The organism is Micromonospora sp. WMMD980 (assembly GCF_029626035.1).
GTDB lineage: Bacteria > Actinomycetota > Actinomycetes > Mycobacteriales > Micromonosporaceae > Micromonospora.
In genome coordinates this window covers 3,701,206-3,724,489 of record NZ_JARUBE010000003.1, presented here as the reverse complement: position 1 = coordinate 3,724,489, position 23,284 = coordinate 3,701,206, and the positions used below count along the sequence as shown (strand labels likewise).

Sequence of the window (23,284 nt, the reverse complement as noted above, 5' to 3'; positions counted from 1 at the left end):
GACGTCGAGTGGAACGTGGGGGTGGCGTGGGTGAGGTGATCTCGCCAGTCGACGGGGCTGGCATCGGGGAGGTTTCGACCTCGTCCGTGGCGGACGTGGACGCGGCGGTGGGGCGGGCCGCGGTGGCGTTCGAGGAGTGGCGGAACGTGGCGCCGGGGGACCGGGCGCGGCTGCTGCGGCGGTTCGCCGCCGAGGTCGACGCGCACCTGGAGGAGCTGGCGCGGCTGGAGGTGCGCAACGCCGGGCACACCATCGGCAACGCGCGCTGGGAAGCCGGCAACGTCCGCGACGTGCTCGACTACTACGCGGGCGCGCCGGAACGGCTGACCGGGCGGCAGATCCCGGTGCCCGGCGGGCTCGACGTCACCTTCCACGAGCCGCTCGGCGTGGTGGGGGTGATCGTGCCGTGGAACTTCCCGATGCCGATCGCCGGTTGGGGCCTCGCCCCGGCGCTCGCCGCCGGCAACACGGTGGTGCTCAAGCCGGCCGAGCTGACCCCACTGACCGCGCTGCGCCTGGCCGAGCTGGCCCTCGACGCCGGCCTGCCGGAGGGCGTGTTCACCGTGCTGCCCGGGCAGGGCGGCGTGGTGGGCGAACGGTTCGTCACCCATCCGGCGGTCCGCAAGGTCTGCTTCACGGGCTCCACCGAGGTCGGCACCCGGATCATGGCCGGCTGCGCCGCGCAGGTGAAACGGGTGACGCTGGAGCTGGGCGGCAAGTCGGCGAACATCGTCTTCGCCGACGCCGACCTGGCGAGGGCGGCGGCCACCGCGCCGTCGTCGGTCTTCGACAACGCCGGCCAGGACTGCTGCGCCCGCTCCCGCCTCCTCGTCCAGCGTTCGGTCCACGACCGCTTCCTGGAGTTGCTCGAACCGGCCGTGCGGGCGTTCCGGGTGGCGGACCCGGCCCTGGAGAGCGCCGAGATGGGCCCGCTGATCTCCGCCGCGCACCGGGACCGGGTCGCCGGTTACGTCGCCGGCGCCGACGTGGCGTTCACCGGCTCCCGCCCCGACGGCCCCGGCTTCTGGTATCCCCCCACGGTGCTGCTCGCCGGCTCACCGGCCGATTGGCACTGGCGGGAGGAGATCTTCGGCCCGGTCGTCTCGGTGCTCCCGTTCGACGACGAGGCCGACGCTATCCGGCTCGCCAACGACACCGAGTACGGCCTCTCCGGCTCGATCTGGACCCGCGACGTGGGCCGGGCCGTCCGGGTGGCCGGGGCGGTCGAGGCGGGCAACCTGAGCGTCAACTCGCACTCCTCGGTGCGCTACTGGACCCCGTTCGGCGGGATGAAGCGCTCCGGCCTCGGCCGGGAGCTGGGTCCGGACGCGCTGCACGCCTTCACCGACGTCAAGAACGTGTTCATCGGCACCGAGGAGTGATCATCGTGCAGGGACGACTTTCCGACCGGGTGGCGGTGGTGACCGGCGCGAGCAGCGGCATCGGGCTGGCCACCGTGCGGCGCTTCGCCGCCGAGGGGGCCCGGGTGGTCTGCGTGGACATCGACGCCGACGCCGGCACCCGGGCGGCCGACGAGGTGGGCGGCGAGTTCGTCGCCACCGACGTGGCCGACGAGGCGGCGGTCCGCGACCTCTTCGACGGCGTGGTGGCCCGCCACGGTCGGGTGGACGTCTCCTTCCACAACGCCGGCATCTCGCCGCCCGACGACGACTCGATCCTGGACACCGGGCTGGACGCCTGGGAGCGGGTGCTGCGGGTCAACACCACGAGCGTCTACCTGTGCTGCAAGCACGTCATCCCGCACATGCGCCGGCAGGGCAAGGGCTCGATCATCAACACCGCGTCGTTCGTGGCGCTGATGGGCGCGGCGACGTCGCAGATCGCCTACACGGCGAGCAAGGGCGGGGTGCTGGCGATGACCCGGGAACTGGGTGTGCAGTTCGCCCGCGAGGGCATCCGGGTCAACGCGCTGTGCCCCGGCCCGGTCGCCACCCCGCTGCTGCTGGAGCTGTTCGCCAAGGACCCGGAGCGGGCCGCCCGGCGGCTGGTGCACGTGCCGATGGGCCGGTTCGGCGACCCGGCCGAGATCGCCGCCGCGGTGGCCTTCCTGGCCAGCGACGACGCCTCGTTCATGACCGCCGCGCAGTTCGTCGTCGACGGCGGCATCACCGGGGCGTACGTGACCCCGCTGTGAGGCCGCGATGTCCCGCACATCACAGCAGGCCCACCCGCGACCCGGCCCGGCTCGCCCCCCGGCCGCCGGTTACGACAGGATGAGGCGGAGGTAACCAGCGCCCACCGGGTCGTGTGCGTTACGTTGCTCCTCCGTCGGGGTAGTAGGCGGGGACGGTCGGCGTGGTCGCGCCGGCCGTCGTGGACATGGCCGGAGCGGGAGGCTGCATGGGCTCGGCCCAGGGGGGCGGGGACGTCGGTCGTTCGTCCCCGGCGGCCGGCGGGTCGTCATTCCCACCGTTGCTGACCGCCGCGTTCGCCGCCGGCGGCGAGATGGGCGAGCGACTGCGCGGCTTCGACTGGTCGACGACCCGAATCGGCACCCCGGACGGCTGGCCCGCCGCGCTCTGCCACGCGATGAGCACCATGCTGGCGTCCCGCGCCCAGATGGTGGTCTTCTGGGGCGAGGAACACCTGGCCTTCTACAACGACGCCTACCGGCCGACCATCGGTGACAAGCACCCGGCCGTGATCGGGCAGTCCGCCCGGCTGCACTGGGCGGAGACCTGGGACGTCCTCGGCCCGCTGCTCGACGGGGTGCGCGGCACCGGTGTGCCCTACCGGGGCGAGAACCACCCCTTCGTGATAAACCGGCACGGCTTCCTGGAGGACGTCTACTTCGACGTCTCCTACGACCCGATCCGCGACGCCGACGGCACCGTCAGCGGGATCTTCTGCTTCGTCAACGAGACCACCGGCCGGGTGCTCGGCGAGCGCCGGCTGCGGACCCTGGCCGAGCTGGGCGACGAGCTGGGCGACGTGCCGAGCACGCTGGAGCTGGGCCGGGCCGTGGCCCGGGTGCTCGACGCGCACCGCGCCGACGTGCCGTTCAGCGCGATGTGGCTCTACGACGGCGACGGCACCCCGACGCTGGCCGGCTGCTCCGGCGTCGACCCGGCCCGGCTCGCCGGCTGGCCCGGCCTGCCCGCCGGCGAGCCGCTGACCGCGCCGCGCTGGGTGGCCACCGCCGACCTGCCCGGCGCGGTGCCGGCGGACGCCGCCGCCCAGGCGCTGCTGCTGCCGCTCACCGCCACCCACGAGCCGGCCGGCGCGCTGCTGCTCGGGGTGGCCCGCCGGCTGCCGTTCGGCGACGACTACCGGGACTTCGTCGACCTGGTCGCCGCGCAGGTCTCCCGCGCCGTGGGCAAGCAGCGGGCGTACGAGCAGGAGCGCGCCCGGGCCGCCGAGCTGGCCGCGCTGGACCGGGCCAAGACCAACTTCTTCGCCAACGTCAGCCACGAGTTCCGCACCCCGCTCACGCTGGTCCTCGGGCCGCTGGAGGACATGCTCGCCGACCGCGAGCTGCCCGACCGCTACCTCGACCGGCTGACCGTCATGCACCGCAACGGGTTGCGCCTGCTCAAGCTGGTCAACACCGTGCTCGACTTCTCCCGGCTGGAGTCCGGCCGGCTGGCCGCCCGCTTCCAGCCCACCGACCTGTCCGACTACACCTCCCGGCTGGCCAGCACGTTCCGCTCGGCCACCGAGCGGGCCGGGCTGCGCCTGGTGGTCGACTGCCCGCCGCTGCCCGCACCCGTCTACGTCGACCGGGACATGTGGGAGAAGATCGTCCTCAACCTGGTGTCGAACGCGGTGAAGTTCACCTTCGACGGCGAGATCCGGGTCCGGGTGCGCGCCGGCGACGGGTCGGCCGTGCTGGAGGTGACCGACACCGGGGTCGGCATCGCGTCGGAGGAGCTGCCGCAGGTCTTCGAACGGTTCCACCGGGTGGCCGGGGCCCGCTCCCGCACCCACGAGGGCACCGGCATCGGGCTCGCGCTGGTCCACGAACTGGTCGAGATGCACGGCGGCACGGTGACCGCGCGCAGCGTCGTCGAGCGGGGCACCACGTTCACCGTGACGGTGCCGTTCGGCTACGCCCACCTGCCCGCCGACCGGGTGTCCGCGCTCTCCCCGGTCCCGCTGACCGGGCCGGAGCAGGCCCGGCTCTATGTCGCCGAGACGGCGCTCTGGACCGACGAGGTGGCCCGCCCCACCGGGCTGCCCGAGCCGTCCGGCACGCCGGGCGGCTCCGGCCGCGTCCTGCTCGCCGACGACAACCCCGACCTGCGCGAGCACGTCAGTCGGCTGCTCTCCCCGGCGTACGAGGTGGTGGCCGTGCGCGACGGCGTGGAGGCGCTGCGGCTGGCCGTCGACTCCCCGTTCGACCTGGTGCTGACCGACGTGATGATGCCTCGGCTGAACGGCTTCGGGCTGGTCACCGCGTTGCGCGGCAACCCGGTCACCCGGGGAGTGCCGATCGTGATGCTCTCCGCCCGGGCCGGCGCCGCGGAGGAGGTCGCCGGTCTGTCGGCCGGCGCGGACGACTACCTCACCAAGCCCTTCTCCAGCCAGGAGCTGGTCGCCCGGGTCCGGGCCAACGTCGAGCTGGGTCAGCTCCGCGGGCAGATCGTCCGCCGGCTGCGGGCGCTGGCCGACGCCGCCGTCGCGATCAACACCGCCCGCTCCACCGCCGAGGTGGTGCGGGTGGCCGCGTGGCACGCGCTCAACCTGGCCGAGGCGGGCCGGGTGACGGTCGTCGCCACCGGCGCCCGCCACGAGGAGGACGCCGGTGGGGACCTGCCCGCCGAGCCGTCCGCGGTGCTGCCGCTGACCGGGACCACCGGCGAGCAACTCGGCGAGCTGCGGGTGTGGCGGCGCGAGGGCGGCGGCACCGAGCAGGCGGCGCTGACCGAGCTGGCCCGGCTGATCGGCGTGCGGCTGGAGAACGCCCAGCTCTACGAGGCCGAGCACCGGATCGCCACCACGCTCCAGCACAGTCTGCTGCCGCGTACGCTGCCGCAGCTTCCCGGCGCGGTGGTGGCCAGCCGCTACCTGCCCGGCAGCGCCGACGTCGAGGTGGGCGGCGACTGGTACGACGTGATCGGCACGCCCGACGACGAACTGGTGCTGGTCATCGGCGACGTGGTCGGCAAGGGTGTGCGGGCGGCCGCCGCGATGGGCCAGCTCCGCAACGCGCTGCGGGCGTACGTGCTGGAGGGCTACGACCCGGGCGAGGCGCTGACCCGGCTCAACCGGCTGGTGCACTCCACCGACAGCGGCTCCTTCGCCACCGTGGTCTGCCTCGACTTCTCCCCGCGCACCGGTCGCCTCCGGTACGCCAGCGCGGGTCACCCCTCGCCCCTGCTGATTCGAGGAGACGACGTGGCATTCCTGCACGATCGGGCCCTCGGGCCGCCGGTCGGGGCGATCCCGGGCATCGCCTACCGGACCGTCGAGGGCGAACTCGCCCCCGGCGGCCGACTGCTGCTCTACACCGACGGCCTGATCGAGGACCGGGAGTCGGGCGTCGACGCCGGCCTGCGCCAGTTGCGGGCCGACGCGGGAGCGCGTGGCGAGCACGTGGCCGACCTGGTGGACGCCGTGGTGGCGCGGGTCGCCGGGCGGGACCGGCACGACGACGTGGCGGTGCTGGCGCTGGAGGCCGCGGAGCTGAACCGGTTCGCGCTGAACCTGCCGGCCGATCCGACCCGGCTCAGCGTGCTGCGCAAGCGGCTGGAGGACTTCCTCGTCGCCCACCAGGTGGGCGAGACCGACCTGTTCGACCTCACGGTGGCGATCTCGGAGGCGGCGGCGAACGCGATCGAGCACCCGGTCGACCCGGTCGCCCCGACCATCGCGGTCGAGGTGACCATCGCCGACCGCACGGTCACCGCCACGATCCGGGACAGCGGCCGGTGGCGTGAGTCGAGCGGGTCGAGTTTCCGCGGGCGCGGGCTGGCGCTGATCCAGGCGCTCGGGGAGATGAGCGTGACCCGCACCGAGGACGGCACCGAGTTGACGCTGCGGCGCCGGCTGGCCGACTAGTCGGCCAGCCAGTCCTGTTCGCCCAGGCCGGAGATCTCCAGCACCCGGCGGACCTGACGGGACGGCAGCACGGTGAGCGCGGCCGGGAACTTCTGGGCGAGCCGGACCACCGCGTGGATGGCGGCCGAGTCGAAGAAGGTGACCGCCCGCAGGTCGAGCGTGAGCTGTTTGGCGGGCTCGCCCAGCGCGGTCTGGAACATGGTGTCGGCGGTCGCCATGTCGACCTCACCGGTGACCTGGACGTGCAACCGGACGCCGTCACCCTCCGCACTCACGGAGAAGACGGGCGGTGCGCCCCCTTGATCCACGCAGCAACAATGGCACAGCGTTTGCGCCGCGGCAACAACCTGCTCGGCGGGGCCGCGGCGGGGGTCACGACGGGGGCCGGCGATAGGCTGAGGACATGACCGTCCGTGCGCCGCTGACCCCCGGCACGCTCTCCCCGTGGCGAGCGGTTCCCGCCCACATCCCGCGTCCGGAGTACGTGGGCAAGAAGCGCCCCCAGGAGTGGCGCGGCTCGCACGTGCAGACGCCGGAGACCATCGAGAAGATGCGAGTGGCCGGCCGGCTCGCGGCCCGGGCCACCCAGCTCGCCGGCGAGCACTGCAAGCCCGGGGTGACCACCGACGAGATCGACCGGGTGGTGCACGAGTTCCTCTGCGACCACGGCGCCTACCCGTCGACGCTCGGCTACCGGGGCTTCCCCAAGTCGTGCTGCACCAGCCTCAACGAGGTGATCTGCCACGGTATCCCCGACTCGACGGTGCTGCACGACGGCGACATCATCAACGTCGACGTGACCGCCTACCTCGACGGGGTGCACGGCGACACCGACGCCACCTTCTGCGTGGGCGAGGTGAGCGAGGAGGCCCGGCTGCTGGTCGAGCGGACCCACAACGCGATGATGCGCGGCATCAAGGCGGTCGCGCCGGGCCGGCAGATCAACGTCGTCGGCCGGGTCATCGAGTCGTACGCCAAGCGGTTCGGCTACGGCGTGGTCCGCGACTTCACCGGCCACGGCATCGGCGAGGCGTTCCACAGCGGGCTCTACGTGCCGCACTACGACAGCCCGCGTCCCACCGACGTGATGGAGCCCGGCATGACGTTCACCGTCGAGCCGATGATCACCATCGGCACCTATCAGTACGACATGTGGGACGACGGCTGGACGGTGGTCACCAAGGACCGGAAGTGGACGGCGCAGTTCGAGCACACCATCGTCGTGACCGACGACGGCTACGAGATCCTGACGCTGCCGTGACCGAGACCCCGGCGGCGCTGCGCGAGGCGCACCACGCGGACGTGTCCGGCGGCTGGCTGCGGCCGGCGGTGTTCGGCGCGATGGACGGTCTGGTCACCAACATCGCGCTGATCGCCGGTGTCGGCGGCGGCGGGGTGTCCCCGCGCAGCGTGGTGCTGACCGGCACGGCCGGCCTGGTGGCCGGCGCCATCTCGATGGGCCTGGGCGAATACACGAGCGTCCGGTCCGCCAACGAGCAGGTGGCCGCCGAGGTGGCCAAGGAGCGGCGCGAGCTGGAGCGGCACCCGGAGGCGGAGGCCCGCGAGCTGGCCGACGCGTGGGTCGCCCGCGGCCTGCCCCTAGATCTGGCCACCCAGGTCGCCGAGGCGGTCCGGCGCAACCCGGAGGAGGCGCTGCGCGTGCACGTCCGGGAGGAGTTGGGCGTCGACCCGGACGACCAGCCCAGCCCGTGGGCGGCGGCGATCTCGTCGTTCGTCTGCTTCTCGGTCGGCGCGCTGGTGCCGCTGCTGCCGTACCTGCTCGGCTTCACCAGCCTCTGGCTGGCGCTGGGCGTCGGCGGGGTGGGACTCTTCCTCGCCGGTGCGATCGTGGCCCGGTTCACCTACCGGTCCTGGTGGACCAGCGGCCTGCGGCAGTTGCTGCTCGGCGCGCTCGCCGCCGGCGCGACCTATCTGATCGGCGCGCTGATCGGCGTCGGCGGCGGCCTGGGCTGACCCGCCTCAGCCGTCGAGCAGGTCGTCCACGGTGCCGTCGACCGGCCGGCCCCGGGCGGCCAGCTCCTCGGCCTGGCGGCCCAGCGTCGCGCCCACCTCGGTCATGTCCGCCCCGGCCAGCCCGGTGCGCCGCACCGCGTCGCCGGGGTCGCGGAAGTAGGTGCGGCTGAACAACCCCTGCACGGTGGCCGCCGCCAGCCGGGCCTCGCCGAGCATCAGCAGCGCCTGGTCGGTCTCGTACCACTCGGCCAGCCGCAGCGCGCGGGCGTGCGCGGCGCTGCCCCGGTACCACGCCTGCCGGGCGGCGGCGGTGAACTCGGTCGGCCGGGCCCGGGCCAGCCGGGCCAGGTGCTCGTCGCGGAGCCGCCGCAGCCAACCGGTCGGGTCGTGCAGGGCGCAGGTGGTGACGTAGCGGTCGGCGGCCAGCGGCCAGCCCGCCGTGATGGTGGTGGCCCGCCGCAGGTGGTCGTCCGCCCCGGTCACGGTCAGGTCGACGAGCACCCCGTCCACCCGGCGGGTGGCCGGTGGCGGCCCGGCTCCGGGCCGGTAGGTGGCGACCAGCAGCCCCACCTCGTCGTCCCCGCCGCCGTCGTCGTCGCCGTGCGCCAGCGGGCCGTGCACCGCGACCGCGAGCACGTCGGCCGGGAACCGGCGGAGCACGGCGTCGCCGACCCGCTCGGCCACTCGCCAGCGCCTGTCGTCCAGCCGGTCGATCTCCCGCTCGACGACCACGTCCACCTCCGCCTTTGGCGAGCACCCGGGCCCGGCGTGCTCGGCCGGCAACCCTAGCCAGCTTGAACGTCCCGACCCCGGCCCGAGCGATGTCGGTTTGTGCGCGCCCGGACGCGGACGACCCGGCAGAGAGGCTCTCGCCCGTATCGCGGCCGGGGAGGTCCCGTTGCCGTTGATCGACGAGACCTGGCTGACGTCGTCCACCGCTCCCGGAGCTGACAGCGCCGGCGCGACCGCCTGACACACCGGCTAGTCGGAGGCTTGGAGGTCGAGGATCAACAGGTCCATTGGTGGACCCCACGGAAGCCGTGAGCGCCCAGCCTCCCGCCAGCCATTGCGGCGGTAGATGTCGCGGGCCTGCGTGCGTGGGTCGGATGCCAGGGTTGCCCAGGACTCGGGCCGGCCGGTGAGCAGGCGTCGCATCAGTTCAGCCCCGATGCCTCGGGCTCGGTGTCGGGGGTGCACGATCCATTCCATAACTGCAAATTTATCGCTGTTTCGGACACTTTCCGGCGGATGGCCATCGGCTTGCGACCACCAGGTGCCGGCGGTCATGGTCCACCCGTATGCCGCTCCCACCAATTGGTCGTCCTCGCTGGCGATGACGAGACGGAATCCCGGTCGTGCGGCCTCGTCGGGCAGTCCCGCGCGGAATCGGGCCACCTGTGCCGGTCCTTCGAGGTAGGGCGGCTCCGCGTAGACGAGCGCGTAGAGATCAGTGAGAGCGCCGAGGATGGACGCCAGGCGGTTGGCTTGTCGAGTGGCGAAGGCAACCATGCAGCGGATGCTATGACCGTTCGTGCCGGCGCGAGCGGTTGGCTATCGGATCCGGTCCACGAGATCCCGGTAGGCCGGACTATGCCGTTCCCTGTCAGGCACGGCAGCAGCAGCCTGCCGTGCGACCGCGTATACGAGTTCGTTCCGTTGCTCCTGCGGCAGGCGATCCACCATGTCGACGGCAACGCGCAGCCCGTCAGGGACATCGCCGTCCCTGATCAGCGCCGTCGCCCGATGCAACTGCACCTGCGTACGTAAGCGTGCCTGCGAGGCGGGGTACAGCTCCAGCGCGCGATCCTGCGCGGCAAGGGCGGCCTGCCTGTCGCCGGAGTGTGTGTATACCCAGGACTCGGTGTGTCGGAGGCGGTGTTCCGGCCAGCCCCACAGCGACTCCACGTCTTCAGCGACCTGGGCAGGAAGTCGCTCGACGTGCTCGGCAAGGCGCCGCACGGTGGCGACGGCCTCGCCGTGGCGGCCGGCGAGCGAGAGCGCCTGCGCTCGCCCGGCCAAGAGGCCGCAGCTCGCGGCAGACGAAGCCTGAGCAAGGGGAAGCGCCGTTTCCGAGAGTGCCAAGACGGCAGGCGGGGTACGACCGTCGTAACAACCATTGACGACGTCCCACGCACGAGTGAGCACGCGGGTGTCGGGATCACCCGACTCGTCTGCGGCGCGCTGAGCACTGATCCACCATCGCCGTGCCAACAGGGCATGACCGGATGCGACGAGACTGAGCGCGACGATCACTGACAGCTGCCCGGCCGCGCGGAGCAAGACGGGTCGTTTCCGATCGTCGGCGGCGGTCAGTTGATGCTGCAAAACCGTCAGATCCCGACTGAGCTGCGTCATGAGGCGGTCCTGCGACTGCTGGTAATAGGCGCGGCCATAGTCGGAGACGATGTCGCTCCATTCGTCGACGTCGACGCCCATCGCGGCATTGAGGCCGTGCCGCAATACCTCCAACCCGAACAGCCGATCAGCCGTGGGTAGAGCGACGAGTGAGCCCGCTGCCTGGAGAACCACTCTTCTACGCATGTTGGTCTCCTTGGCCTGCCTGTTCTCGAACGCCTTGGTCAGTGCGCCGCCGACCGCCAGGGCGCGGTCGTATGCGGCCACGATGTCAGCGTTCGCCCGGCGACTACCACGTTCGATCTGGCCGAGATAGCCGAAGTCGTACCTGACGAACTCGGCGAGCTTTCGCAGTGACCAGCCTGCGGCTGTCCGGTGCTGTCTGAGTATGTCTCCGAAGTCGTTCACGTCGCCCCTCGGGCCGTGGGCTGGCATGTGGGCCCACTGCTCACGGCTGCCCCCTGCGCAGCGTACTCGGAATGCTACCCATGTCGGTCGATCAACGACGCCGACGTAGGCCCTGCTTCCGTACCGCGATCACGCTGCGGTGGCAGGCGCGTGGGGGCGGGTCGTCGGCCCGCCCCCAACCCGTGCTGTCGCCGATAGGAGAAGAGCGATGACCGAGCGCTGGGTGGTCCACCTACCGATGGTTGTCAACGACCTCGTCTCGGCTCAGCGCCTGGCCCGCGTCGTGGCTCATTGGAGTTCGGTTCTACCGCAGGTAGAACCCGGCGGGACCACTGTCTCGCCCGAGGACGAGCAGAACGTACGACATTGGGCCTTCTGTGAGCGCCGCCTGTCCGAGGGGCGACGCTGCGTGCTCCGACCCGACCACGAGGGCGACTGCTCGTCGTGCCTCCGGCGGCGATGATCTTAACTCTCCGGGACGAGGCGGAAGACCTTGATCTCGCGGCCGCCGGCCCGCTCCACGTAGGTGCGGTAGGCCGGCCACTCCCGCACCAGCCGGTCGAACAGCCGCTCCCGGTCGGCGCCGACGACCTGCTCGGCGCGAACCGGGATCCGGCGTCCCCGGACGTCCACCTCGGCGGCCGGCTGGGCCAGCAGGTTGAACGTCCACGACGGTTGGTGCTGCTGCCCCCAGTTGGAGCCGATCACCACGTAGGCGTCGCCGTCGGGGACGTAGAGCAGGGGGTTGCTGCGGGGCTTGCCGGAGCGGCGGCCGGTGGAGGTGAGCACCAGTGTGGGCACCAGCCCGAACGCGACGACCCGCCCCTTCGTCAGCCGGCCGACCAGCCGGTCGGCGGGGACGAGCAGGCGCATGGTGGTGGCGAACCACTGCTGGTGACCGAGGCGGCGGGTGAGGGATCCCAGAGCGGACACCCGCCCAGTGTGCCGCTCCCGGGCCGCTCAGTCGAGGCGGCGTTCCACCGGCAGGCGGGACCGGGTGAGCGTGGCCGCGCCGGCCATCGCCACCAGTGGCACCACCACCAGCACGGCCATGGTGACCCCGGGCACGACCACCGGGTAGGGCGGCTGCACCGGCCACGAGTCCGCGTACCGCTGGTTGAGCGAGGCCAGGATGACGACCGCCGAGCCGAGCCCGGCCAGGGTGCCGAGCGCCGAGCCGAGCACCGCGATCACGCCGGCCTGGCAGAGCGACAGCATCCGGCGTACCCGGGGATCGGCGCCGACCGCCGCGAGCGTGGACAGGTCCCGGCGGCCCTCGGCGGCGGCCAGGCCGGTGGCGACCGCGGCCGCGCCGAGCGTGATGACCCCGGACGCGACGGAGAGCAGGAGCAGCACCGAGCGCTGGTCCGACGGCGGGCGCGCGGTCGACATGTCCACCGAGACGCGCACCAGGTCGGAGAGTTCGTCGGCCAGCCGCTCGCGCTGGCTGTCGGTCGGCGCGGCGGTGGTGTCCACCAGATAGCCCGTCGGCGTGCCGACCAGGCCTAGCCGGCTCGCGGCGGCGGGGGAGAGCACCAGCCGGTCCACCGGAAGGCCGCCGCGCAACACGTACCCGGGCAGCAGCCGTCCCGTGCCCACCTCGCCCGACCCACGCTCCACCTCCACCCGCACCTGCCCGTCCACCAGCTTGCGGGGGTCGGTGACAACCACGCCGCCCGCGGCGAGCATCCGGCGCGCGGCGCTCACCTCGTCGGCCGGGGCGTCGGTGAGCGCGACCAGCGCATCGCCGTCGTCCACCAGCACGGGCAGCGAGATGTCGTTCGGTTCGCGGAACGTCTCGACGCAGCGGCGGTCGTCGCGGGCGGCGGCGGGCGCGGTCTCCACCGGCTGGTACCGGCAGCGCTCCTCGGGCGGGCGCACCGCCTGCGCGGAGCAGTACTCCTCGGGCCCGCTCGGTCGCGCGCAGTCCGGCGTGGCGACCCCCGACACGGTGGCGCCCGGCAGCACCGCGCGGATCCGGTCGGCGATCGCGCCGGCGGTCGGCGGCGGCGTGGCCTCACGGTTGACGAGCTGGACCAGCAGGTGCCCCGGCGGCAGGCCCGGCTGCCACATGCTCTCCGACCGGGCGTCGTCGCTGGCCACGTAGACGCCGAGCGCCACGCTGCCGGCCACCGCCGCCATCACCGCCGAGATGGCCGGCGCGGCCGACGACCGGTTGCGGCTGGCGTCCCGCAACGCCAGCCGGGGGGTCAGCGGCAGCAGCCGGCCGGCGCGGGCGAGCGCCCCGACGAGCGTCGGCGTGCAGAACACCAGCCCCAGCTCGCCCAGCACGACGCCGGCCAGCACCCCGGTCGGTGACGTCCGGCCGGCGGCGAACGCGGCCAGCGCCGTGCCGGCGACGGTGAACAACGCCCCGAGCAGCAACCAGCGGCGTCGCGGCCGGGGCGCGTCGCGCCGGCCGGCCAGCCCGGCCACCACGTCCTGCCGGGCCGCGGCCCAGGCCGGCGCGAGCGCCGCCAGCACCCCGGCCAGGACCGCGACCACGGCGATCGCGGCCAGCGCGGTGGGAAAGACGCGGTACGCGCCGAAGCGTTGCTGGATCAGGTACTGCTCGACCAGCGGGCGGCCGGCGAACGCGGCGCCGACGCCCAGCAGCAGTCCCAGGGCGGCCCCGCCCGCCCCGAGCACCACCCCGTCGGCGAGCACGATCCGGCGCAGGTGGACCGCGTCCCCACCGGCCACCGCCACCAGCGCGAGGTCCCGCCGCCGACGGCGGACGCCGACCGCGAAGGCCGGACCGACCAGCAGCACCACCTCCAGCAGACCCAGCCCGCCGACCAGCACGGACACGCTGGTCTCCTCGGCGCCCGGCATCGGCACGCCGTCGGTGTACGCGTCCCGGCCCGGCAGCGGGCGCCGGGCGGCCACCTGGACGCCCTGCGCGTTGAGCCGGTCGGCCAGCGCCCCGTCCATCCCGCCGGGGACGTCGACGAGCCAGCTCGCCTCGGTCGGCGGCCCCTCCGGGGCCACCCCGGCCAGCGTCACCGTCGGGCCCAGGTTGTCCGGGAACTCGACCACCCCGACCACCCGGTGGGTGGCGCCGTCGGTGGTGCGTACCGGCTCGCCCAGCCGGGTGTGCAGCAGGCGCAGCGCGGCCGGGCTGACCGCGATCTCGTCCGGGCGGACCGGCGCCCGGCCCTCCCGGATCCGGGCCAGCGGCCGGGCGAGCGGGTCGGTCAGGTCGACGGCGCGCGCCTCCAGCGCCTCGATGTGCCGCCCGATCCGGGCCTCGAACGGCATCCACCACCTGATCCGGGTGACCCGGCTGCCGGCGGGCAGCAGCGCCCGCAGCTCGTCCGCGGTGACCGGCCGGGTCCGGACCGTCGGCCCGCCCTCGACCGGCCAGGACGAGTCACCCCAGGCGTCCTGCGTCACCGGCCCCAGGTTCGTCCAGCTCAGCTCCGCGTCGGCCGCGCCGAGCCGGCGCTCCTGGCGCTCCGCCCGGGTCAGGTCGGACATGTCGTAGCTGACCGCCGCGAAGCTGAGCCCGAGCACCGGCAGCGCGATCATGACCAGCACGAGCAGCGTGCGCCGGCGGGATCGGCGGGCCTCCCGACGGGCGATCCGCAGGGCGGTACGCCACGAGCCCCACGCACCGGCGAGCCGGCCCGCGGTCACCGGCCGCTGCCGCTGAGCAGGTGCTCGACGCCGATGAGCGGGGCGGTCGAGTCGACGAGCACGCCGTCGCGCAGGAAGACCACCCGGTCCGCCCAGCCGGCGTGCCGGGCCTCGTGGGTGACCAGCACCCCGGCGGCGCCGTCGTCGACCCGGCGACGCAGCAGGTGCAGCACCGCCTCGCCGGCCTGGGAGTCGAGCGCGCCGGTCGGCTCGTCGGCGAGGACCAGCCGGCGTTCGCCGACCAGCGCCCGGGCGATCGCCACCCGCTGCTGCTGGCCGCCGGACATCTGGTCGGGGAAGCGGTCGGCCAGGCCGGCGACCTCCACCTCGCGCAGCGCGGCCAGGGCGAGCCGGCGGGCCGCCCGCACCCCGGTGCCGTCCAACTCCAGCGGCAGCGCCACGTTCTCCACCGCGGTCAGGCTGCCGAGCAGGTTCAGATCCTGGAACACGTACCCGACCCGGCGGCGGCGCAGCCGGGCCAGCTCGCGGGCCGGCAGCCCGGAGAGCGCCTCGCCCTCGACCAGCACCTCGCCGCCGGTCGGCCGGTCCAGTCCGCCCGCCAGGGCCAGCAACGTCGACTTGCCGGAGCCGGAGGGGCCCATCACCGCCACCAGTTCGCCGGCGGCGACGCTGAGGCTCACGCCGCGCAGCGCGTGCACGGCGGCCTCGCCGGCGCCGTGGGTCCGGTGCACCTCGCGAAGTTCCAGCACTCCGCTCATCTCCGCCGACCTCCGTGTCGTGTCACCGACGGGCCTCGTCACCGGCCCGTTCCACCGCCTCCGGATGGGCGGTGGGGGGCCGGCCCGGGGTCGCCCGGTGGCGGACCAGGCTGGTCTCGCAGTGGTCGAGCCAGCGCACCTCGGCCTCGGCCTGGAAGATCATCGCGTCCAGCACCAGCCGCCAGGGCAGATCCTCCGGCTTGTCGCTGGCGTACTTCAGGCGGGTGAACTCCTGCAACGCGCGCATGGTGGCGCCGCGCTGGGTCTGCACCACCGACCGGACGTCCACGCCGGGCGTGGTCAACGCCAGCGCCAGCTTGATCGACAGCTCGTCGCGGGGCCGGTCGGCGCGGCTGATCGGGGTGGCGAACCAGAGCGCCAGGTCCGCCCGCCCGGCGTCGGTGATCTCGTACGGCCGCTGCCCGCTCTCGTTCTCCGGCAGCGGGCGGACCAGGCCGTCCCGTTCCAGCCGGGCCAGCGTGGTGTACACCTGCCCGATGTTGAGCGGCCAGGTCGACCCGGTCGACTCCTCGAACGCGGCGCGCAGCTGGTAGCCGTACATCTGGCCGCGTTCGAGCAGGGCGAGCAGGCCGTGGCGGATGGACATGGCCTGGAGTATGCATACCTGGTATGCGGTCCGCAACCGCGGGGTTCCCGTGGGTGACCGGCACCGCGCTCAGCCCGGTCGACCGGGGAACGGAACCGTGACCGGGGTCACCCGGGCCACGCGCCGCCAGCGGGTGGCCCGCAGCGCGCAGTCGGTGAGCGCGGCGAGTGCGGTGTTCCGGCCCGCCCCGGTGGTGTGCGGCAGCGCGGCCCGCCAGTGGCCGGCGGTGCGCTCCTCGATCTCGACGGCCAGCCGCAACGCGGTCGCCCGGTCGGTCACCGGATAGGGCAGCGCGTAACCGGCCCGGTCCGCCGGGACCTGCCCGGCGCCCTCGGCGAGCTGGAGGACCAGGGCGTCGCGGCGGGACCGGTGGGCCGACTCCGCGGACCGGGCCGCCGAGCGGGCCGCGTCGGCCAGGTGGACGCCGATCACCCCGTACGCCCAGACCGCCGCGTACTCGGCGGCGAGCGCGTCGGCGAGGGCCCGGGTGGGGTCGACCGTCGGGCTCACGCTGTGCCGGCCGGGCATGGCCGCACGGCCCTCGCTTCGCCCGGTGCGTTCGCTCATGCCAGCGCCTCCACGTGGGTGGCCCGGGCCGCGGCGATCGAGCCGAGCAGCGCCGCCCGCTCGGCCGGCGCTTCCGCGCAGGCTTTGGCGGCGTTCGTCCGGCCCTGCTGCTCGGCCTTGCGCAACTGGGCGAGCACGGCGTCGGGCTCGGTGGCCGGCGGGCCGGACGGCGCGGCCGTGGCCGGGCCGGACGGCGCCGCGCGGCCGATCACGCGGCGCACCTCGTCGGCGTGCGCCCGGTGCGCGTCGGCGATCGGGGTGAGCCGCCCGGCCAGCGCCGGAACGGCGCCGGCGGCGGCCCGGTGCTGCGCCTCCAGCGCGAGCGCCTCGGCCACCAGCGGCTCCAGCGCGTCCGGCGGCGGTGGCTCGTCGTCACGGTCGAGAAGATCACAACCAGTCAGCGGCGCGAGCGTGCCGCCGAGCGCGACGAGCGCCCCGGCGCGCAGCAGACGACGCCGGGAATGCCCCGCTCCGCCCTGGTCGGATGGTGTTCTGCCGGTCCCCACCGGACAAGTCAACACCATCGTCGCCGCCCCGTGGGGCAGGGTCGTCGGTGCGCCGCCGGGTCCGTCGCCCGGCCCAGGCGTTACGCTCTGCGCAGCCACCGGGCGCGGACGCCCCGGTGGCGTGCCGGCTTGGCGGGTCGACCCGCCGGCGCCGGCCCGGGACAACACGGCCCCCCTGGACCGTGGCAACAGCAGAGAGGTGCGCGGAATGACGCAGCGTGGCCGTGCCACCCGGCCGTCGGGGCCCGCCGGGCGGCCCCGCCGGTCCGACGGCCCCCGCGGCGCACCCCGCGGCGATCTCGCCGCCCGCCGGACCCGACTGCGCGAGGTGATCGAGCCGGTGGTCAGCGCCGCCGGCTACGACCTGGAGGACCTCTCCGTCTCCCGCGCCGGCCGCCGGCACGTGGTCCGGGTGATCGTCGGCGCCGACGGCGGGATCAGCCTGGACGCGGTCGCGGACGTCTCCCGGGCGGTCTCCGCGGCGCTGGACGCCGCGGAGGAGGCCGGCGGTGACATCGTCGCCGGGGAATACCAGCTCGAGGTCAGCTCGCCCGGCGTGGACCGGCCGCTCACCCTGCCCCGGCACTGGCGGCGCAACGTCGGCCGGCTGGTCAAGGTCACCGTGCGTGGCGACGCCGGGGACCGGCAGCTCACCGGCCGGATCACGGCCGCCGACGACGAACGCGTGACGCTGGAGACCGACGCCGGCCCGGCCGCGCACCCCTACCCCGAACTCGGGCCCGGCCGGGTCCAGGTGGAGTTCAACCGCCTGGACGAACTGGCCGACGAGGATCTCGGTGACGACACCGACATCGACGACGACGAAGATCTGGAGGACGAGGAGAGGTGAACATCGACCTCGCGGCGCTGCGCGCCCTGGAGCGCGAGCGGGAGATCCCGTTCGACACGATCCTCGCGGCGATCGAGACCGCGCTGCTGACCGCCTACCGGCACACCGACGGCGCCGAGCCGCACGCCCGGGTGGAGATCGACCGCAAGAGCGGCGCCGCCTCGGTCTACGCCCAGGAGTTGGCCGACGACGGCACGGTGACCCGGGAGTGGGACGACACCCCGCACGACTTCGGCCGGATCGCCGCGATGACCGCCAAGCAGGTGATCCTCCAGCGACTGCGGGAGGCCACCGACGAGGTGCACTTCGGCGAGTACGTCGGCCGGGACGGCGATCTGGTCACCGGCGTGGTGCAGGCCCACGAGACGCGGCGCGAGAAGGGCATCGTCAGCGTCGACCTGGGCAAGCTGGAAGGCGTCCTGCCGCAGTCCGAGCAGGTCCCCGGCGAGCGCTACGAGCACGGCGAGCGGATCCGCTGCGTGGTCGTGCACGTGGCCAAGGGCATGCGCGGCCCGCAGATCACGCTGTCCCGGTCGCACCCCGCGCTGGTGAAGAAGCTCTTCGCGCTGGAGGTGCCGGAGATCGCCGACGGCACGGTCGAGATCGGCGCCATCGCGCGTGAGGCGGGTCACCGCACCAAGATCGCCGTACGATCCACCGCCTCGGGCGTCAACGCCAAGGGCGCCTGCATCGGACCGATGGGCCAGCGGGTGCGCGCGGTGATGAGCGAGCTGCACGGCGAGAAGATCGACATCATCGACTGGTCCGACGACCCGGCCACCTTCGTCGGCAACGCGCTGTCGCCGGCCAAGGCGCTGCGGGTCGAGGTGGTCGACCTGGCCAGCCGTGCCGCCCGGGTCACCGTCCCGGATTTCCAGCTCTCGCTCGCGATCGGCCGGGAGGGGCAGAACGCCCGCCTCGCGGCCCGGCTGACCGGTTGGCGGATCGACATCCGCTCCGACGCGGAGCAGTCCACGGCCGGTGGGCGGGGCGGAGCTGATCAGGTGCCGGAGCCGGGCGGCGCGATCTCGAGCAGCTAGGGGTAGACTTCTTCAGTGGCACGACGCGCGCTGCCGGAGCGCACCTGTGTGGGCTGCCGGAAACGAGCGCCGGCCAGCGAGTTGTTGCGGGTCGTCGCGATCGGTGACGGGGCTGGTCAGACCAGTCTCCGGCCCGATCCGGCCCGCAGACTGCCGGGTCGGGGAGCGAACATGCACCCCAATCCGGCCTGCTTCGCGCAGGCGGTGCGGCGCCGCGCCTTCGGGCGGGCACTGCGCGTCGCCGGGGTCCCCGACCACGGCACGCTTGCCGAGCACGTCGACGCGCAACCCCCGACGACCGGTCAACCCGACCGGTCGAGGGTCGCTAGCAAGGTAGGACGACCGACATGAGCACACGATGAAGTCGCAGAAATGACCAGGCTTCAAGTGCACGAGTGAGGTTGCTGCGGGTGCTGCCCGCACGACCTCGGAGTGAGGAGTGCAGTGGCAGGAAAGGCCCGCGTACACGAGCTTGCCAAGGAGCTCGGGGTCGAAAGCAAGACCGTTCTCGCCAAGCTCAAGGAGATGGGCGAGTTCGTGAAGTCCGCCTCCAGCACCGTCGAGGCGCCCGTCGCCCGACGCTTGCGGAACGCGTTCGTGGCGTCCGCCGGTTCGCCGGCGCCCGCCGCCCCGCCGGCAGCCGCGCCCAGCGGCCCGGCACCGACCCCGACGCCCACCCCGACCCCGGGCGCCCCCCGGGTCTCGGCCCGACCGATGCCGCCCCGGCGTCCGGCCGCGCCGACCCCTGGACCGAAGCCCAAGGGCCCGGTCCCCGGCCCGCCGCAGGCGGCGACCCCGGTCGCCAAGCCGGCGAGCGCGCACGACATCGAAGTGGCGGCCGCGGAAGCGCGTGCCGCCGCGCTCAAGGCTGAGCAGGAGGCCGCGGTCAAGGCCGCCCAGGCCGCCCGCCAACAGCAGCGCGAGACCCCGCGCCGGGAGCCTCCGGCCGAGGGCGGTCCCCGCCCCGGCCCGCGTCCCGGCCCGAACACCATGCCGGCGCGTCCGGGCTCCCCGGCCGCCCGTCCGGGTGGCCCGGGTCAGGGCCCTGGCGCCCGTCCCGGCGGTCGTCCGCCGGCGCGCGGTGCCGGCAACAACCCGTTCGGCATCCAGGGCGGCCAGCAGCAGCGGCCCCCGGCCGCCGGTGGGGGCGGTTCCCGTCCCAGCCCGGCCGGCATGCCGCCGCGGCCCAGCCCGGCGTCCATGCCGCCGCGGCCGAGCCCGGCGTCGATGCCGAGTCAGCGTCCGACCACGGGTCGCCCCGGCGGTCCCGGTGGCGGTCGTGGCGGTCCCGGTGGCGGCGCGGGTCGTCCCGGTGGTGGCGGCGGCGGTTACCGCGGCGGTCCCGGTGGTGGCGGTGGCGGCGGTTACCGCGGCGGTCCCGGTGGCGGTGGCGGCGGTTACCGGGGTGGTCCCGGTGGCGGCGCCGGCGGTGGCGGTGGCGCTCCCGGCGGTGGTTTCCGTCCGGGTGGCGGCGGTGGACGTCCCGGCGGCGGCGGTCGTGGCCGTGGCGGCGGCGCCGCGGGTGCCTTCGGGCGTCCGGGTGGTCGGCCGACCCGCGGTCGCAAGTCCAAGAAGCAGCGCAGACAGGAGTTCGACAACCTGTCGGCCCCGACCATGTCCTCGGGTGCTCCCCGCGGTCAGGGTCAGGTCGTCCGGCTGTCCCGTGGCGCCTCGCTGTCGGACTTCGCCGACAAGATCAACGCCAACCCGGGTTCGCTGGTCCAGGAGATGTTCAACCTGGGCGAGATGGTGACGGCGACCCAGTCCTGCTCCGACGAGACCCTGCTGCTGCTCGGTGAGCACCTCGGCTTCGACGTGCAGATCGTCAGCCCGGAGGACGAGGACCGCGAGCTGCTCGCGCAGTTCAACATCGACCTCGACGCCGAGGTCGCGGCGGACCGCCTGGTCAGCCGTGCGCCGGTGGTGACCGTCATGGGTCACGTCGACCACGGTAAGACCAAGCTGCTCGACGCGATCCGCAAGGCGAACGTCGTGGCCGGCGAGGCGGGTGGCATCACCCAGCACATCGGCGCCTACCAGGTCCACGTCCCGCACGAGGGCGAGGACCGCGCGGTGACCTTCATCGACACCCCGGGTCACGAGGCGTTCACCGCCATGCGTGCCCGTGGTGCCCAGGTGACGGACATCGTGATCCTGGTGGTGGCGGCCGACGACGGCGTGATGCCGCAGACCATCGAGGCGCTCAACCACGCCAAGGCGGCGGACGTGCCGATCGTGGTCGCGGTCAACAAGGTCGACAAGCCGGACGCGAACCCCGACAAGGTCCGTCAGCAGCTGACCGAGTACGGCCTGGTCGCCGAGGAGTACGGCGGCGACACCATGTTCGTCAACGTGGCCGCGAAGCCGGGCATCGGCATCGACGAGCTGCTGGAGGCGGTCCTGCTGACCGCCGACGCGTCGCTGGAGCTGACCGCTCCGGTCGACGGGCCGGCGCAGGGTGTGGCCATCGAGGCGCACCTGGACAAGGGCCGTGGTGCGGTGGCGACCGTGCTGGTGCAGAAGGGCACGCTCCGGGCGGGTGACTCCATCGTCGCCGGTGGGGCGCACGGCCGGGTCCGGGCCATGCTGGACGAGAACGGCAAGCCGGTCGACGAGGCCGGGCCGGCGCGTCCGGTCATGGTGCTGGGTCTCACCACGGTGCCGGGTGCGGGTGACACGTTCCTGGCCGCCGAGGACGACCGCACCGTGCGGCAGATCGCCGAGCAGCGGCAGGCACGGCGGCGGGCGGCGTCGTTCGCCAACTCCCGTGGCCGGGCCACCCTCGAGACGCTCATGGAGCAGCTCAAGGAGGGCGAGAAGACCTCGCTCAACCTGGTGCTCAAGGGCGACGGCTCCGGTTCCGTGGAGGCGCTCGAGGACGCGCTGTTCAACCTCGACATCCCCGAGGAGGTCCAGCTCCGGATCATCCACCGGGGCGTGGGTGCGATCACCGAGAGCGACGTCATGCTCGCGAGCGCCTCGAACGAGGCGGTCACGATCATCGGCTTCAACGTGCGGGCCGCCAACAAGGTCCGCGAGATCGCCGACCGCGAGGGCGTGGAGATCCGGTACTACACGGTCATCTACCAGGCCATCGAGGAGATCGACGCCGCGCTCAAGGGTCTGCTCAAGCCGGAGTACGAGGAGGTCGAGCTGGGCACCGCGGAGATCCGCGACGTCTTCCGCTCGTCCAAGATCGGCAACATCTCCGGCTGTATCGTCCGGTCCGGCCTCATCCGCCGCAACGCCAAGGCGCGGCTGCTGCGGGACGGCGCGGTCGTGGCGGACAACCTCACGATCAGCTCCCTGAAGCGGTTCAAGGACGACGCGACCGAGGTTCGCGAGGGCTTCGAGTGTGGTCTGACGCTGGGCGGTTACAACAACGTCCAGGTCGGCGACATCATCGAGACCTTCGAGATGCGGGAGAAGCCGCGCGCCTGAGCGAGCGGTGTGCACGACGGTCGACGGCCGGGGCCCGCGGGTCCCGGCCGTCGCCGTTTCCGCAGGCTGCGACAATCTCCGGCGTGATCGGGTACGCACTGCTCCTCGCCCCCTCCGCCAACCGTGTCTACGCCGACGCGGCCGTCCGGCTGGCCCGCGCCGAACTGACCGTGTTCGCCGGCTCGGGCGTGCTCGGCGTGACGCCGGCCGACGCCGAGGTCACCCGGATCGGCGGGGTGGACTACCTGACGTTCACCGCGCCCCAGCCCGGCCTCGGCACCCGGGACCTGGCCCACCTGGCGAACCTGTCGGCGGCGTACGCGCTCTTCGAGCGGGTCGGCGACGATCTGCTCCGGCCGGTGCCGCTGCACCCGCTGGCCCACTACGACTCGGACCTGATCACCATCCCCAAGTACGCCGGGAAGACCAACGAGCAGTTCACCCGGCTGCTGCTCAACGTCACGCTGCTCGCCTCGGCCGCCGCGCCCCGGATGCTCGACGGCGGGCTCGTGGTGCTGGACCCGCTCTGCGGCCGGGGCACCACGCTCAACCAGGCGCTCATGTACGGCCACGACGGCATCGGCGTCGAACGGGACAGCCAGGACGTGGAGGCGTACGCGGCGTTCCTGCGCACCTGGCTGCGGCGCAAGCGGCTCAAGCACACCGCGGAGACCACCTCGGTACGCCGGGACCGCAAGCTGGTCGCCCGACGTTTCGAGGCGGTGCTCTCGCCGTCCAAGGAGGCACACCGGGCCGGCGCCACCCAGCGGGTCGTCGTGCTGAACGCCGACACGACGCGAGCCCGTGAGGTGCTCCGACCCCGCTGCGCCGACGTCATCGTGACCGACGCCCCGTACGGGGTGGCACACGGCAGCCGTACCGGAGCGGGGTTGTCCCGCAGCCCGTTGGAGCTGCTCGCCGCCGCCGTACCGGTGTGGCGGGAGCTGCTGCGCCCCGGCGGCGCCCTGGGGCTGTCCTGGAACACGCACGGGGCGCCGCGCGCGGCGGCCGAGGCGGTGCTGGCCGCCGCCGGCCTGCGGGTGGTCGACGGACCCGGCTGGCGGGATCTCGCCCACCGGGTCGACCAGGCCGTCGAGCGGGACGTGCTGGTCGCGGTCGCGCCATAATCGGGTGCCACGGGTTCCGCGCGCCGCGTA

The 23,284-nt window shown here is 73.8% G+C and carries 21 protein-coding genes; 11 read left to right on the top strand and 10 right to left on the bottom strand.

Annotated features, from left to right (window positions below):
- The first annotated feature begins 26 nt into the window (after positions 1-26).
- The 3 genes from O7618_RS17400 to O7618_RS17390 all read left to right on the top strand — a co-directional run bounded on the left by O7618_RS17400 (position 27) and on the right by O7618_RS17390 (position 6,021).
- Positions 27-1,382 (top strand): aldehyde dehydrogenase family protein, encoded by a 1,356-nt coding sequence (locus O7618_RS17400; protein ID WP_278107143.1) that lies wholly within the window; start codon positions 27-29, stop codon positions 1,380-1,382.
- Positions 1,383-1,384: 2 nt separating this feature from the next.
- Positions 1,385-2,155 carry a 3-oxoacyl-ACP reductase gene (locus O7618_RS17395; protein WP_347405424.1) on the top strand — a complete coding sequence of 257 codons (771 nt, stop codon included), beginning with the start codon at positions 1,385-1,387 and terminating at the stop codon, positions 2,153-2,155.
- A gap of 206 nt (positions 2,156-2,361) precedes the next feature.
- Positions 2,362-6,021, top strand: a complete 3,660-nt coding sequence (locus O7618_RS17390; RefSeq protein ID WP_278107141.1) for a SpoIIE family protein phosphatase — start codon at positions 2,362-2,364, stop codon at positions 6,019-6,021.
- Here the strand turns inward: O7618_RS17390 and O7618_RS17385 are convergent.
- Positions 6,018-6,329: an STAS domain-containing protein gene (locus O7618_RS17385; RefSeq protein WP_278107140.1), complete on the bottom strand. Its 312-nt coding sequence runs from the start codon at positions 6,327-6,329 to the stop codon at positions 6,018-6,020. The two genes, O7618_RS17390 and O7618_RS17385, sit on opposite strands and share 4 nt — an antisense overlap.
- 95 nt (positions 6,330-6,424) lie before the next feature.
- Here O7618_RS17385 and map point away from each other — a divergent pair, with 95 nt between their 5' ends.
- Together map and O7618_RS17375 are read left to right on the top strand one after the other, a co-directional pair.
- On the top strand, positions 6,425-7,282 hold the full coding sequence (gene map / locus O7618_RS17380; protein WP_278107139.1) for a type I methionyl aminopeptidase: 858 nt from the start codon (positions 6,425-6,427) through the stop codon (positions 7,280-7,282).
- Positions 7,279-7,995: a VIT1/CCC1 transporter family protein gene (locus tag O7618_RS17375; RefSeq protein ID WP_278107138.1), complete on the top strand. Its 717-nt coding sequence runs from the start codon at positions 7,279-7,281 to the stop codon at positions 7,993-7,995. The genes map and O7618_RS17375 overlap by 4 nt, the downstream gene beginning before the upstream one ends.
- A gap of 6 nt (positions 7,996-8,001) precedes the next feature.
- On the opposite strand, the gene O7618_RS17370 is transcribed toward O7618_RS17375, so the two are convergent.
- The 3 genes from O7618_RS17370 to O7618_RS17360 all read right to left on the bottom strand — a co-directional run bounded on the left by O7618_RS17370 (position 8,002) and on the right by O7618_RS17360 (position 10,758).
- Positions 8,002-8,733 carry a nucleotidyltransferase domain-containing protein gene (locus O7618_RS17370; RefSeq protein WP_278107137.1) on the bottom strand — a complete coding sequence of 244 codons (732 nt, stop codon included), beginning with the start codon at positions 8,731-8,733 and terminating at the stop codon, positions 8,002-8,004.
- 243 nt (positions 8,734-8,976) lie between these two features.
- Complete coding sequence (locus O7618_RS17365) at positions 8,977-9,504, bottom strand: GNAT family N-acetyltransferase (RefSeq protein WP_278107136.1); 528 nt, start codon at positions 9,502-9,504, stop codon at positions 8,977-8,979.
- 42 nt (positions 9,505-9,546) lie between these two features.
- Positions 9,547-10,758, bottom strand: coding sequence for a helix-turn-helix transcriptional regulator (locus O7618_RS17360; protein ID WP_278107135.1), 1,212 nt, complete (start codon positions 10,756-10,758; stop codon positions 9,547-9,549).
- A 208-nt stretch (positions 10,759-10,966) separates the two neighbouring features.
- Here O7618_RS17360 and O7618_RS17355 point away from each other — a divergent pair, with 208 nt between their 5' ends.
- Positions 10,967-11,221 (top strand): hypothetical protein, encoded by a 255-nt coding sequence (locus O7618_RS17355; RefSeq protein ID WP_278107134.1) that lies wholly within the window; start codon positions 10,967-10,969, stop codon positions 11,219-11,221.
- Between the two features lie 2 nt (positions 11,222-11,223).
- Here the strand turns inward: O7618_RS17355 and O7618_RS17350 are convergent, their stop codons facing one another.
- The 6 genes from O7618_RS17350 to O7618_RS17325 all read right to left on the bottom strand — a co-directional run bounded on the left by O7618_RS17350 (position 11,224) and on the right by O7618_RS17325 (position 16,739).
- The gene (locus tag O7618_RS17350) at positions 11,224-11,691 is read right to left on the bottom strand and encodes a nitroreductase family deazaflavin-dependent oxidoreductase (RefSeq protein ID WP_278107133.1); all 468 of its coding nucleotides are present in this window, start codon (positions 11,689-11,691) and stop codon (positions 11,224-11,226) included.
- A 27-nt stretch (positions 11,692-11,718) separates the two neighbouring features.
- Positions 11,719-14,397 (bottom strand): FtsX-like permease family protein, encoded by a 2,679-nt coding sequence (locus tag O7618_RS17345; protein WP_278107132.1) that lies wholly within the window; start codon positions 14,395-14,397, stop codon positions 11,719-11,721.
- On the bottom strand, positions 14,394-15,116 hold the full coding sequence (locus O7618_RS17340) for an ABC transporter ATP-binding protein (RefSeq protein ID WP_278107131.1): 723 nt from the start codon (positions 15,114-15,116) through the stop codon (positions 14,394-14,396). The genes O7618_RS17345 and O7618_RS17340 overlap by 4 nt, the downstream gene beginning before the upstream one ends.
- Before the next feature lie 22 nt (positions 15,117-15,138).
- Complete coding sequence (locus O7618_RS17335; RefSeq protein WP_278107130.1) at positions 15,139-15,723, bottom strand: PadR family transcriptional regulator; 585 nt, start codon at positions 15,721-15,723, stop codon at positions 15,139-15,141.
- A 69-nt stretch (positions 15,724-15,792) separates the two neighbouring features.
- Positions 15,793-16,251 carry a ferritin-like domain-containing protein gene (locus tag O7618_RS17330; RefSeq protein WP_278110052.1) on the bottom strand — a complete coding sequence of 153 codons (459 nt, stop codon included), beginning with the start codon at positions 16,249-16,251 and terminating at the stop codon, positions 15,793-15,795.
- A gap of 35 nt (positions 16,252-16,286) precedes the next feature.
- On the bottom strand, positions 16,287-16,739 hold the full coding sequence (locus O7618_RS17325) for a hypothetical protein (RefSeq protein ID WP_278110051.1): 453 nt from the start codon (positions 16,737-16,739) through the stop codon (positions 16,287-16,289).
- Positions 16,740-17,004: 265 nt separating this feature from the next.
- On the opposite strand from O7618_RS17325, the gene rimP reads away from it, so the two are divergent.
- The 5 genes from rimP (at position 17,005) to O7618_RS17300 (ending at position 23,254) form a co-directional block, all read left to right on the top strand.
- Positions 17,005-17,646 carry a ribosome maturation factor RimP gene (gene rimP, locus O7618_RS17320; protein WP_278107129.1) on the top strand — a complete coding sequence of 214 codons (642 nt, stop codon included), beginning with the start codon at positions 17,005-17,007 and terminating at the stop codon, positions 17,644-17,646.
- Positions 17,643-18,686 (top strand): transcription termination factor NusA, encoded by a 1,044-nt coding sequence (gene nusA / locus O7618_RS17315; protein WP_278107128.1) that lies wholly within the window; start codon positions 17,643-17,645, stop codon positions 18,684-18,686. Before rimP ends, nusA begins: the two co-directional genes overlap by 4 nt.
- Positions 18,687-18,701: 15 nt before the next feature.
- On the top strand, positions 18,702-19,037 hold the full coding sequence (locus O7618_RS17310) for a YlxR family protein (RefSeq protein WP_278107127.1): 336 nt from the start codon (positions 18,702-18,704) through the stop codon (positions 19,035-19,037).
- 93 nt (positions 19,038-19,130) lie between these two features.
- Positions 19,131-22,127, top strand: a complete 2,997-nt coding sequence (gene infB, locus O7618_RS17305; RefSeq protein WP_278107126.1) for a translation initiation factor IF-2 — start codon at positions 19,131-19,133, stop codon at positions 22,125-22,127.
- 83 nt (positions 22,128-22,210) lie between these two features.
- Complete coding sequence (locus O7618_RS17300) at positions 22,211-23,254, top strand: SAM-dependent methyltransferase (RefSeq protein WP_278107125.1); 1,044 nt, start codon at positions 22,211-22,213, stop codon at positions 23,252-23,254.
- Positions 23,255-23,284 lie beyond the last annotated feature (30 nt).

Coding starts and splice junctions, on each gene's coding strand:
- O7618_RS17355 (WP_278107134.1), top strand. CDS start 10,967: ATGACCGAGCGCTGGGTGGTCCACCTACCGATGGTTGTCAACGACCTC.
- map (WP_278107139.1), top strand. CDS start 6,425: ATGACCGTCCGTGCGCCGCTGACCCCCGGCACGCTCTCCCCGTGGCGA.
- O7618_RS17340 (WP_278107131.1), bottom strand. CDS start 15,116: ATGAGCGGAGTGCTGGAACTTCGCGAGGTGCACCGGACCCACGGCGCC.
- O7618_RS17330 (WP_278110052.1), bottom strand. CDS start 16,251: ATGCCCGGCCGGCACAGCGTGAGCCCGACGGTCGACCCCACCCGGGCC.
- rimP (WP_278107129.1), top strand. CDS start 17,005: ATGACGCAGCGTGGCCGTGCCACCCGGCCGTCGGGGCCCGCCGGGCGG.
- O7618_RS17335 (WP_278107130.1), bottom strand. CDS start 15,723: ATGTCCATCCGCCACGGCCTGCTCGCCCTGCTCGAACGCGGCCAGATG.
- O7618_RS17390 (WP_278107141.1), top strand. CDS start 2,362: ATGGGCTCGGCCCAGGGGGGCGGGGACGTCGGTCGTTCGTCCCCGGCG.
- O7618_RS17365 (WP_278107136.1), bottom strand. CDS start 9,504: ATGGTTGCCTTCGCCACTCGACAAGCCAACCGCCTGGCGTCCATCCTC.